Source organism: Duganella fentianensis, assembly GCF_964031615.1.
In the GTDB taxonomy this organism is placed as follows: Bacteria; Pseudomonadota; Gammaproteobacteria; order Burkholderiales; family Burkholderiaceae_D; genus Rugamonas; species Rugamonas fentianensis_A.
Genome location: NZ_CAXIQN010000014.1, coordinates 214169 through 225028, shown reverse-complemented (window position 1 = coordinate 225028; position 10860 = coordinate 214169). Strand labels below are relative to the sequence as shown.

General features: G+C 61.3%; 10 protein-coding genes. 3 read left to right on the top strand and 7 right to left on the bottom strand.

The genetic code is table 11. The features are described from left to right. Positions 1-23 precede the first annotated feature (23 nt). Positions 24-1643, bottom strand: coding sequence for a histidine-type phosphatase (locus ABNT42_RS10725; RefSeq protein WP_348696817.1), 1620 nt, complete (start codon positions 1641-1643; stop codon positions 24-26). Positions 1644-1645: 2 nt separating this feature from the next. Further along, a complete protein-coding gene (locus ABNT42_RS10720; protein ID WP_348696816.1) occupies positions 1646-3766 on the bottom strand; it encodes a TonB-dependent siderophore receptor in 2121 nt (706 codons plus the stop codon). Between the two features lie 226 nt (positions 3767-3992). On the opposite strand from ABNT42_RS10720, the gene ABNT42_RS10715 reads away from it, so the two are divergent. The 3 genes from ABNT42_RS10715 (at position 3993) to ABNT42_RS10705 (ending at position 5668) form a co-directional block, all read left to right on the top strand. Then, positions 3993-4172, top strand: a complete 180-nt coding sequence (locus ABNT42_RS10715) for a hypothetical protein (protein ID WP_348696815.1) — start codon at positions 3993-3995, stop codon at positions 4170-4172. 99 nt (positions 4173-4271) lie between these two features. Continuing rightward, the gene (locus ABNT42_RS10710) at positions 4272-5039 is read left to right on the top strand and encodes a DUF2807 domain-containing protein (RefSeq protein WP_348696813.1); all 768 of its coding nucleotides are present in this window, start codon (positions 4272-4274) and stop codon (positions 5037-5039) included. Between the two features lie 20 nt (positions 5040-5059). Then, on the top strand, positions 5060-5668 hold the full coding sequence (locus ABNT42_RS10705) for a tetratricopeptide repeat protein (protein WP_348696812.1): 609 nt from the start codon (positions 5060-5062) through the stop codon (positions 5666-5668). A gap of 40 nt (positions 5669-5708) precedes the next feature. Here ABNT42_RS10705 and ABNT42_RS10700 read toward each other — a convergent pair whose 3' ends face one another. The 5 genes from ABNT42_RS10700 to ABNT42_RS10680 all read right to left on the bottom strand — a co-directional run bounded on the left by ABNT42_RS10700 (position 5709) and on the right by ABNT42_RS10680 (position 10795). After that, on the bottom strand, positions 5709-6248 hold the full coding sequence (locus ABNT42_RS10700; protein ID WP_348696810.1) for a cytochrome b/b6 domain-containing protein: 540 nt from the start codon (positions 6246-6248) through the stop codon (positions 5709-5711). Further along, positions 6235-6507: a PepSY domain-containing protein gene (locus tag ABNT42_RS10695; RefSeq protein WP_348696808.1), complete on the bottom strand. Its 273-nt coding sequence runs from the start codon at positions 6505-6507 to the stop codon at positions 6235-6237. Before ABNT42_RS10695 ends, ABNT42_RS10700 begins: the two co-directional genes overlap by 14 nt. A gap of 26 nt (positions 6508-6533) precedes the next feature. Further along, positions 6534-7217 carry a Fe2+-dependent dioxygenase gene (locus ABNT42_RS10690; RefSeq protein ID WP_348696806.1) on the bottom strand — a complete coding sequence of 228 codons (684 nt, stop codon included), beginning with the start codon at positions 7215-7217 and terminating at the stop codon, positions 6534-6536. Then, positions 7201-8337, bottom strand: a complete 1137-nt coding sequence (locus tag ABNT42_RS10685) for an alpha-hydroxy acid oxidase (RefSeq protein WP_348696804.1) — start codon at positions 8335-8337, stop codon at positions 7201-7203. Before ABNT42_RS10685 ends, ABNT42_RS10690 begins: the two co-directional genes overlap by 17 nt. 88 nt (positions 8338-8425) lie before the next feature. Further along, positions 8426-10795: a TonB-dependent receptor gene (locus ABNT42_RS10680; RefSeq protein WP_348696802.1), complete on the bottom strand. Its 2370-nt coding sequence runs from the start codon at positions 10793-10795 to the stop codon at positions 8426-8428. Positions 10796-10860 lie beyond the last annotated feature (65 nt).

Sequence of the window (10860 nt, the reverse complement as noted above, 5' to 3'; positions counted from 1 at the left end):
GTTAAGAAATTAATCGGAGGCCATCATTGCGGGCGTTGATAGCAGCGGCGTAGACGCGAAAACTCGTAGAACTGGCTTGTAGCCGTAAGTTTGGCGTAAGCACAGTCTTTTCTGAAATCGACTGGGCGTTCGTTGTACAGCATGCGCACGGCGATTTGACCTTGATCGTTTTGATAAGCATCCCACTGAATGTTGGCTGCCATGGGGGCAACCTGCTCGCCGCGCCATGCGCTGGTTTTGTAACTATAAGGCGTTGTGCTCGCGAGCTGCTCGGACATGTTCTGCAGGCCGAGCAGAGCGGCCATGGGGATGATGATTTCCGCGTGCGAGAAGCGCAGCTTGGCCGCATGACGCAGATCGCCCGCCGCTACGGCCTGCAGTTCGGCGAAGAAGTCGTCGAGTAGCGGCTGGGCCATGGCGTAGTTGATGGCGCCGTTCTCCAGCAGGCCGGGGCCTTTGCTGTAGAAGTTCACGGCATCTTCATGGGCGGCGAATACAGCAGCCTGCGCGGGTGGCATGAAGCGCTGGAAGTCGGTTGTGAGTTCGGCCTGCATGTCGGCGGCAGCGGCGTATAGCTCGTACAGCGCCAGCGCTGCATCGACTGGCGTATGCAGTGCAGTATCGCCGTCGCCAGTCAGGCGGCTGATGAACTGGCCGTCTTTGCTGGCGAACTGCATGATGCCCACATTTGCTGCTGCATGCTGGCCAGCGGCGAAGGCGCGCAGGAAGGCCGGCTTGAACAGGCGCGCCAGCACCGCATGCGCCGCCTGAGCCAGTTCCGGCTGAGTTTCCAGCGCAGCGAGTCGCTGGTTTAGTGCTTCGCTACGTAGCCACGCCTGGTAGGCGAGGCTGGCCTGATAGCCCGCATATAGCGGATCGCTGCTGTCGCTGACCAGATCCGTTTTAGGATTGAGTTTGTGGAAGTAGAGCAGATAGCGGTCGGTGCCAGCGGCGTGGTCGCCGCGGTCAGGGCTGGCGGCTCTGCTCGAGGCGCCAATTGCGTTGCCGCCGCTGCCGCTGCCGCTGCCGCTGCTGCGCGGTGCCAGCGAGGCTGGTCGTACCAGTTGTGCTTGCATCGATGGCTGCATTGCGATCAGTGCCTGTGCAAAGTATTCGCCGCTATCGACTGCGCGATCCTTGCCTGAGGTGAGTAGCAGAATCTGGCGTGGCGCCGAGGCGCTGCCACTGGCTGAAAGCTGGAACAAGGGCGCCATGCGCTGATACAGCCGCTGCGCCAGTTGCTGGTGCTCGCGTATGCCCTGCATGGTTTCGTTGCCATAGCCGGGTTTGCGGATGCCCGCCACCCCATAGCCGAGCAGCGCGTTGGCTTCCATCATCTGGTAGATGGCAGCTTCCAGCGCTGCGCCCAGCGGCGTAAGCGCGTGCTGCTGCTTGGCCAGCAGCACCAGATTGTAGAGCGCCAGATCGGCCTTCATGCCCGTCAGTCCGCGCGAACCATGACGTGCCACGAGTTGGGTGTGGATCGGCCGGTAGCCTTGCGGTACAGGCTCCAGACTGGCGCTGGATAGCTGCGGCTGATATGGCGTCTTGGTCTGATAATGCTGACCGTATGCCGGCGACAGCAGCGCCAGCGCCACAACGCTAGCAGTGGCGGCGGCGCGCGCAAGGCGTGGTGCTGACATGCTTAGAAGTCCACCCGCAGGTTGACGCTGACCGTGCGTGGCGAGCCCACATTCAGGTAGTTCTCCTGATAGTAAGTCCAGTATTTGCGGTTGGCGATGTTGGAGATATTGGCGCGTACGCTGACCATCTTGCCGAAGTAGCGCTGACGGTAGTTAAAGCCTGCATCGAACAGTGTGGTGCCGGACAGCGTATGGACATTTGCCGCATCGAGTGGCAGTTCGCCCAGATATTGCGAACCGGCGTGCAGCGCGAGGCCCGGCAGCACTTCGCGCCACGTGGCTTGTATCGATGCCTGACGGCGTGGCGCACCGACGGCGCGCTTGCCGCTGTAGCCGGGGGCGGCGTTTTCCAGCGTAGCGTCGAGCAGCATGATGCCGCCCTCGATAGACAGGTTTTTGCTGGCCTGTACCACGCTATTTACCTCCAGCCCCTGATACTTGGTCTCGCCATCGGCCACGTAGAGATTCGCAGCATTGGTGTACTGCGCGCCCCGCTTAATCTGGAACAGCGCGGCGCTGGCATTCCAGAAACTGCGTTCCGTCTTGACGCCGGCTTCCGCCTGCTTGCTCTTGATCGGTGCAAAGGTCTGGTTGGCGTTGATGGTGGATGCTGGCGCATTCGATGCCATTTCCATCGCTTCCACATAGCTGGCGTAGATGGTGGTGTCGGTGGCCGGCTTGAACATCAGCGCCACAGTCGGGGTGGTGCGGTTGGCAGGGTAATTCGCCGTCAGCACGTTCTTGTTGTTGTAGGCGTTTTCATTGAAACGGTTGTAGCGTGCACCGGCCAGCATCGACCAGTTGTCGTTGAATTTGACGGTGTCGCTGAAGAAGACGGCTTCCTGACGGGTAGCCTCGTCCAGATAGGTGCCGCCACTCCAATTGACGCTGCTGACATTGATGATGGCGGGGGCGTACAGATTGCCCGTACCCAGATAGGTTTTGGGTGTAACGGCCGAGGAAGTGGAGGTCAGGTTCTGCGAGGTGAAGCCGGTTACGATGTTATGACCCATGCCCCATTTCTGCAGCTTGCCTTCCCAGCTAGCCTGTATCTGGTCAAAGTGGTAGCCGTGCAGCTCCGAGGTCACCCGATCCTTGTAATCACCCTTGTCGCTGGTGATGTAGTACTGGTCTTTCTTGTAGACGCGGGTGGAGTCCGACGTGCGGTAGGACAGGTTCATCATCCAGTCCGGCGCCACGCGGGCATCCATGCCCATGGTGTACATGACGAACTCCACGTCGCTGCCAGCGCCTATGCTATTGAGTTTGCTGTTGCCAGCGATAGGGCGCGGCACCGCATAGGAAGTCGACAGCACCACATCCGTACCGCCTACGCTCTTGCGGCGCTGGTACAGCGATTCGTAAGTCAGTGCCACATCGTCGTTGACACGCCATTCCAGATTCAGGCCGGCCGCATTGCGATGGATAGTGCCGCTTTCCTCCTGCACGCCGCCATCTTCATGCAGCAGATTGAGGCGGTAGCCGAAGCCGCCTTCTTCGCCCAGACGCCCGCCGATATCGAAGTGTTCCTTGAGCGCGCCACCTTCCTGATAGCCCAGTGCCGCACTAAAGCTCTTATCGGTAGTAGGGCGCTTGCTGACGTAGTTGACGATGCCGCCGGGCGAACCGAAGCCGTACATAAAGCCGCTCAGGCCTTTCAGCACTTCCACGCTTTCGAACATTTCCAGCGGCATTTCGGTGCCCCGGTTGACGGCGGCCAGACCATTGATCTTGTAGCCGTTCAGGTCATCGAGGCGCAGGCCGCGCATCTGGATAGTGGCTGGGTGGGTGCTGATGGGCGGGCTGATGGCCGTCACGGAAGCATCGTACTTGAGCACTTCCGAAATGCTGGTGGCCAGACGGTCTTCGATTTCGTCGCTGCTCACAGCCTTGGTGGAGAACGGCGTATCGAGTTCGGATTTGCGGCCCAGCGCACCGCCGCTGACGCTATCACCGAGTTTTTTCTTTTCCACCGTGGCTTTAACAAATACTTTGGACAGCGCACCTTCGCTGCCATCTTCGGTAGCCATGACAGGGGCGTGCAGTGCGCACAGGCCTGCGGCGGCCAGCGCCAGATGCAGGCGGGTCAGGCGGGTTTTTGCGTAAGGGGTAGCAGTGAACATAAATGGGCTATTGCTGGTTAATGAAAACCTGCAAGCGTATCGACCATCTGTTACCTGCGTGTGACCGGCAGTAGAGGCGAGTCCCTAAGTTGTGGGGCGAGCGGGCTTTCAGCGGCTGTAAATGCCGTCCAGTCCCTGTTTTTTGCGTTTCGTCGCAATCCGCGCGACGCTTGCAGGGCCTATGTCTATAGTGCTCACATACCGCAACGATTTTAAGGAGAGCAAAATGAACATCGCAAAAAACATGGAAGCCATCTTCCTCGCCGCCACCATGGTACTGGGTACCTTCGCTTACACCAGCAGCGCTGCCGAGAAGGCTGCTCAACTGGAGAGCGTGGCTCAGGTGAACCAGGCCAGCATGCAGGTGGTCGTGGTGAAGGGCCACCGTCTGAGCGCTAACGCCTGATCGCTGCAGAAAGTCCACCTGCCGCCAGCGCTGGCAGGGCTGCTAGAATTGTGCGACGCCGCCTCTGTGCGGACGGGATACACCAGTGAGGATATCGTTATGAATAAGTTTTTCCAGTTCGGCCTGCTGCTGGCCACCTGTAGCGCGCTGTGGAACTCGGCCTTTGCCGCCGAAGAGCCGGTCGAGAAGCGCGTGGTGGCGATCGATGCCCGCGTGGTACGCGTCAAGCTTGATGGCGTGATCGACCTCAAGGTACGACAAGGCGCGGCGCCGGGGCTGATCATCATCGGCGAGAAGCGCTACCTCGATAGGACCATGTCTTCTACTACGGGCGACACCCTGCATCTGGAAACGGAAGGGCGCAGCATCAAGATAGGCCGCAATATGGTGCGCGCCGAACTGACCCTGCCGATGCTGCGCGAAGTGGTATCCGAAGGTGTGGGCACCACCGATATCAGCGGCTTTAGCGGCGACGAACTGGAACTGACGCTTGATGGCGCAGGCAGCATGAAAGTCAATTGCGACTACAAGAATCTGAAGGCCGATCTGGGCGGCGTGGGCAGCATGAACCTGTGGGTCAGCGAGAACGACAACGTCGATCTGGATCTGCGCGGCGCCGGCTACATCACGCTGGGCGGGCGCAGCAAGATGCTGAAGGCATCGCTGGGCGGTCTGGGCGGACTGAATGCGCAGCAGCTGCAGGCAGAGAATGTGAATGTGGACCTCAGTGGTCTCGGTAATGCCACAGTCAATGCGCGTAATAACGCCACCCTGAGCCTGAGCGGGCTGGGTTCGGTCACGGTGTACGGCAAGCCGATGAACCGTAATGTGAGCGTGGATGGTTTGGGCAAAGTCAGCTGGAAGTAATCGACAGGACCACCGGGGATATGAAAAAAATCATACTGGCACTAGGCTTTGCCCTCAGTCTGCCGCAGCTAGCGCAAGCCGGTTTCGCCGAAGGGGCGACGGCCTACAACGCCAAGAACTACGCCTTGGCGCTGAAAGAAATCACGCCGCTGGCCAAGGCCGGCAACGCCGATGCCCAGCATTTGCTGGGCCTGATGTATTACATGGGGCGTGGCGTGGCGCAGGATTACAAGCAGGCGCTCGACTGGCACCGCAAGGCAGCCTTGCAGGGCAAGGCCGATGCGCAATACGTGGTGGGCGCCATGTACTACACGGGTAATGCCGTGATACAGGATCACAAGCAGGCCGTGGCATGGTTCCGCAAAGCGGCCGAGCAGGGCCACGCGGAAGCGCTGCAAGCGCTGGGCCTGATGTACCGCTATCACACAGCGGGACTGCCGCAGGATAATGTGATCGCCTACATGCTGTGGAATCTGGCCGCAGCCAATGGTTCGGCCAACGCGGCCGAGCAGCGTTCGGCCGTAGTCAAGAACATGACGGCCGAACAGCTGGAAGAAGGGCAGGCACTGTCGGCGGCGTGGAAGCCGAATACGCCGCTGCCACAGCGCTCCCGTACCGGCGGCAGCTAGTACGCATGGCAGCGGCGCTGTGCCGTTGCCGTTGCACGCTTCAGGCCGAGTGGTCGTCGGCGTCTTTGCGGCCGCTCAGCATGGCGGCCACCAGATTTTCGCGGTGCTGCCAGCTGGTAAACAGCACACCGCCCAGATGCAGGGCAATCAGCCCTAGCAGCGTCCAGCCCAGTGCCTGATGCACGCGCACTGGCCACGCATAACCCCACAGCAGATCCGTATTCAGCGCCCAGCCGGTAATGCCCAGCAGGGCGACGCACAGCAGCAGCGCCAGTACCATCCAGCCGCCGAGCGGATTATGGCCCAGGTAGCGCGGCGCAGTGCCGCCCAGTATCTGACGCAGGTAGTGCAGCGTGTCGGCGCTGTTACGCACGAACTGGCTGAAGCGGGCATAGTAGTTACCGGTGTAGCCCCACAGGAAACGGCAGGCCACAATAGTGGTGGCGCCATAACCCCAGTATTCGTGCTGCGGCCCCGTATCGCTGCTGGTCAGCCATGCTGCGGCGACGCACAGCACCAGTGACCAGTGCAGCAGCCGCAGCGGCAGATCCCAGATCGCCAGTGGCTTATTCTTCGACACGGGCAAACGTTACGGGATCGAAGAAGGCTTCCACGCGCTTGCCTTTCGGGTCTTTGGCGTAGACTTCGTAGCACGAGTTGGTGGCTTCCATGCGGCGGATAACCCAGCCTTCGGCAACCAGTTTCTTCTGCAGTTCTTCGTGCGATTTCCATTCCGATTTAGGAGCTTTGGTGCACACCACATTGCCGTGTGCACTGGCGAGATTGGCAGTGACGGCCAGCAGTGCAGCCAGCACCAAGCGGGAGTAAGAGCGTTTCATGATGATTCCTTTCAAAAGAGGGCGCTTCAGGTCTGCGCCCAGCGCCGCAGCAGATTATGATAGATGCCGGTCAGCCTGACCAGTTCATGATGGTCTGCAGGTAGCGTTTGCGACAGATTCTGCACCGCGCGATCCAGATCGAACAGCAGGCTGCGGGCGCCTTCGTCAGCCACCATGCTTTCGATCCAGAAGAACGAGGCCAGACGGGCGCCGGACGTAACGGGCGTCACGCGGTGCAGGCTGGAAGACGGGTAGAGCACCATATCGCCAGCTGCCAGCTTGACCGACTGCACACCGAATTCGCTCTCCACTTCCAGCACGCCGCCTTCATATTCATGGGGCTCGGACAGGAACAGCGTGGCGGACAGGTCGCTGCGCACGCTGCCCTGATTGCCCGGCAACTGCATCACGGCGTTATCGACATGGGTGCCGTAGGTGCCGCCATCCTGATAGCAGTTGAACTTGGGCGGGAAGATCTTGCGCGGCAGCGCTGCCGAAACGAACAGCGGCTGGCCGGACAAGGCACGCAGTATATGCTGGCCCAGACTGAGGGCCGGCTCGACGTTGTCGGGCAGTTGCAGATTCTGTTTGACGTGGCGTGCCAGTGTGCCGCCCGTGAGCGCGCCATCCTGCCAGCTGGCCTGTGCCATCCAGCCGCGGAATTGCCGTACTTCGTCCTTGCTCAGGACATTTTCAATAGTGATTAACATGGTGGTCTCGCTGATGGAACAGGGCCGTGGCCCGGATGTGATCGATGCTGGCACAGCCGGCGAGGGCCATGCAGATTTCCAGTTCTTCGCGCAGCAGTTTGAGCATGTGGGCCACGCCCAGCGCGCCGGCCACGGCCAGTGCATACAGTTGCAGGCGGCCGATGGCGACAGCATTTGCGCCCAGTGCCAGCGCCTTGAACACATCGCCGCCCGAGCGCACGCCGCCATCGAACACGATGGGCATATCGGTGCCCAGTGCGGCACGGATGGCTGGCAAGACGTCCAGCGTAGCCGGTGCGCCATCGAGGCTGCGGCCGCCGTGGTTGGAGACGATGATGCCGGCCACGCCGGCTGCGCGCAGCGCCAGCGCATCGTCGGCATGCATCACGCCTTTGGCCCACACGGGCAGGCGGGTCTGCGTGAGTAGCCAGCGCAGCTCTTCCCAGTTCGGTGCGGCCGCCATCACGCCCTGCAGAATGCGGCTGGCACCATCTGCCACGCTAGCCTCCTGTGGTGCTGCATAGCCGGCCAGATTGACTGGCACGCAGTGCGCCGGTAGCTGGAACTGGGCGGCCAACGTACGCAGGCTGGCCACCTGTATCGGGGCATCCAGCGTCAGCACTATGGCGCTGTAGCCGGCGGCTTCGGCACGGCGCAGCAGATCCAGCGTGTCGGCGCGGCGCGCTTGCAGATACATCTGGAACCAGCGCTGCGGGCCAGCGCTCTGCGCCAGCTGTTCCAGCGTGCAGGACGACTGCGTGCTGGCGATGATGGGGCAGTCCAGCGCTGCGGCGCCGCGCACGGTTTCGCGTTCGCCGCCGGCATGCACCAGATTGTGGAAGGCCACCGGGGCCAGCATCAGCGGATGCGCCATGCTCACCCCTGCCAGCGTGATGGCCGTATGGCCGGCGCTGACATCGCGCAGCAGGCGCGGCGTGATGGCCCAGCGCCCGTAGGCAGCGCGGTTGGCGGCTACCGTGCGGTCATGGCCGCTGCCGCCGGCGATGTAGGCTAGCGTGGCCGGTGCAATGAACTGCGGTGCCAGCGTTTCGTAATCGAGCGCGCAGCGGATTTCCGGCGGTATGTGGTTCAGTGCGGACAATGGCGTGTTGGCGGACATGGCAGCTTCAGAGACAGATTCAGAACCGAAAAAAAATGCCGGATAAATTATCCGGCATGGGGGAAATAATACAGCGATTCGAGACCGATTACAGTTCGTAGTTAACGGTCAGGCGCACAGCACGGGCATCACCCTTGTACAGGAAGGCGCCGGAGCGGTACACGGCCGTGTAGTAGTCCTTGTTTCCCACGTTGAGGACGTTCAGGCGCAGGTCGAAGCGGCGGCTGAAGCGGTAGGCGGCAAATACGTCGTACACGGTGAAGGCTGGTACTGGCTGGGCGCACACGCCGTTGGTGTAGCCGGCTGCCGTATCAGGCTGGCCGCCGCAACGGTCGCCTTCGTGGCGTGCGGTGGCGCCGTAGCTGAAGGCATCGGTCTGCTGGAATTTGAGCTGCGCCGAGAAGGATTTCTTGGCGAAGTTGGACAGCGGCTTGCCGATATTCGTGGCGGTGGCCGAACCCAGTACTTCCGATTGCATGATGCTGCCGCCGATCTGACCCGACAGGCGCTCGGTGAAGTTACCGGCAAAGCCCACTTCCAGACCGCGCACGCGGTTTTTGCCCGTGTTGAAAGTGCCAACGGTGTCGTAGTTGGCGCCTTCCATCACGTCTTTCTTGGTGGTCTGGAACAGCGCGGCCGTGGCCAGCAATTTGTGGTCGAACAGATCCCACTTGGTGCCCAGTTCGTAGTTAATCGAGGTTTCCGGCTTGGCGCCAGCGATCTTGCCGTCGTACAGCACGGCGCCGCCGTAGCCGCTGCTGGTGCCCGAATCGGCTTCGCCGCCGTTGATGTCCTGCGCACTGGCTACGCTGCCGTAGATGATGGCATCCTTGGCAACTTTGTAGCTCAGGCCGAAGTGGCCGTTGACCAGCGTATCGTTGTAGGCGTAGTCGCCCGTGATCACGCCCGTGGTGTTATTGCGGCGAATCAGATTCAGATCGAAGTAGTCAGCGCGCATGCCGGCGAAGGCGCTCAGTTTTTCCGTCAGGTCGACCGTGTCCATCGCGGTCAGCGCTACGGTTTTGACTTTCCAGTCCTGATTCCAGCCCAGACGGGTGGCGCTGCGACCGGCCAGCGTGTTCAGGTCGGCGTAGTTCTGGCCGTAGGCGTTGCTGATGCAATAGGCGTTCAGCGGGCCGACCGGTGCCGCGCCATTGTTTGCGGTGCGGCAGTTGTAGGCGCCCGTGTTGGTGATCTGGTAGGTGCCGGACAGGACTTTGTGGTCGGTGTATTCGGCGCCGAAGATGAACTCGTGTTTCAGGCCGGCCAGTTCCTTGTCCCAGCGCAGATTGCTCTGGTGCGCGAAGTAATCGACTTCCTGCCAGCCCGTGTGGCCGCCATCCAGCGCCGCTGCAGTGAAGGGCACGCTGTTGCTGCCGTTGTAGCGGGTGCCGATATTGGCGCCCGTAGTGACATAGGCGTTGCTGGACTTGCCGTAGCGGGTCAGGCTGGTCAGCTTGAGTTGCGGTGCGATCTTCCAGTTGATGCGTGCGGTCAGGGTGTCGACATCGGACTTCAGGAAGTCGCTGCTCTGGGCATACACGGGTACATTAGTGGCTGGCACGCGGTTAGGCACGGTGCCGACCAGGTAGCCGCCCAGATCGGGCATATTGTCCTTGGTGCGCAGGCCGTAGTAGTCGGTGGTCAGGCTGAAGGTGTCGGAGGCTTCCCACAGGCCGGACAGGGCTAATCCACTGCGGCTGCGGTTCGATGGCGAACGGCCCGGTACATCTTCTTCACCCCACAGGATGTTGGCGCGCACGGCGAAGTTCTCGCCATAGCCACGGTTGACGTCCGAGGTGATACGGCGCTGCGAGTCGCTGCCCACGCCCATGGAGAAGCGGGTGAAGTCGTGATCCAGCGTGGCCTGTTTGGTGATGGCGTTGACGGCGCCGCCAGCGGTACCGCGGCCGGCGAAGCTCGAATTCGGGCCTTTGGAAATTTCGATCTGTTCGACGGCGAAGCTTTCGCGCGTGCTCATGCCGGGATCGCGCAGACCATCGACGAATACGTCGCTGCGGGCTTCCTGGCCACGGATAATGTAGCGGTCGCCGAAAGCGTTACCGTTTTCGCCCGTGCCCAGCGTGATGCCCGGTTGCGCGGCCAGAATCTGTTTCAGGTCGGTCAGGCCGGAATCGTCGATCGCAGCCTTGGTGACCACGGAAATAGTCTGCGGGGTTTCTGCTAGCGGACGGGTGTGGCGGCTATCGCCCGAGGTCTTGGCCTTGTAGGGCGTGCCCGCTTCGGCGTTGGGATTCGGGTCCAGACGTTTGCCCAGCACCAGCACTTCGCGCATGTCGACCGTTTTATCGGTGCTGGCGGTCTGCGCTACGGCGGCCAGCGGCAGCAGCATGGCGGTGGACAGGCCCATGGCCAGACTGGTTTTCTGCATGCTGCGCAGGGCGCTATCCTGTTCCATACGGATGCTGTGCGGGTGTTGGGCTTTCGGCTTGTTCAAAATAGTCGTCTCGTGAAAGTAGGGTGGGACGGAAATAAAGTTGGCGACGAGTATAAGCAGACTTA

Excerpts from the sequence above, each read along its gene's own strand:
- ABNT42_RS10720 (WP_348696816.1), bottom strand. The coding sequence starts at position 3,766 with ATGTTCACTGCTACCCCTTACGCAAAAACCCGCCTGACCCGCCTGCAT.
- ABNT42_RS10690 (WP_348696806.1), bottom strand. The coding sequence starts at position 7,217 with ATGTTAATCACTATTGAAAATGTCCTGAGCAAGGACGAAGTACGGCAA.
- ABNT42_RS10685 (WP_348696804.1), bottom strand. The coding sequence starts at position 8,337 with ATGTCCGCCAACACGCCATTGTCCGCACTGAACCACATACCGCCGGAA.
- ABNT42_RS10725 (WP_348696817.1), bottom strand. The coding sequence starts at position 1,643 with ATGTCAGCACCACGCCTTGCGCGCGCCGCCGCCACTGCTAGCGTTGTG.
- ABNT42_RS10695 (WP_348696808.1), bottom strand. The coding sequence starts at position 6,507 with ATGAAACGCTCTTACTCCCGCTTGGTGCTGGCTGCACTGCTGGCCGTC.
- ABNT42_RS10705 (WP_348696812.1), top strand. The coding sequence starts at position 5,060 with ATGAAAAAAATCATACTGGCACTAGGCTTTGCCCTCAGTCTGCCGCAG.
- ABNT42_RS10715 (WP_348696815.1), top strand. The coding sequence starts at position 3,993 with ATGAACATCGCAAAAAACATGGAAGCCATCTTCCTCGCCGCCACCATG.
- ABNT42_RS10710 (WP_348696813.1), top strand. The coding sequence starts at position 4,272 with ATGAATAAGTTTTTCCAGTTCGGCCTGCTGCTGGCCACCTGTAGCGCG.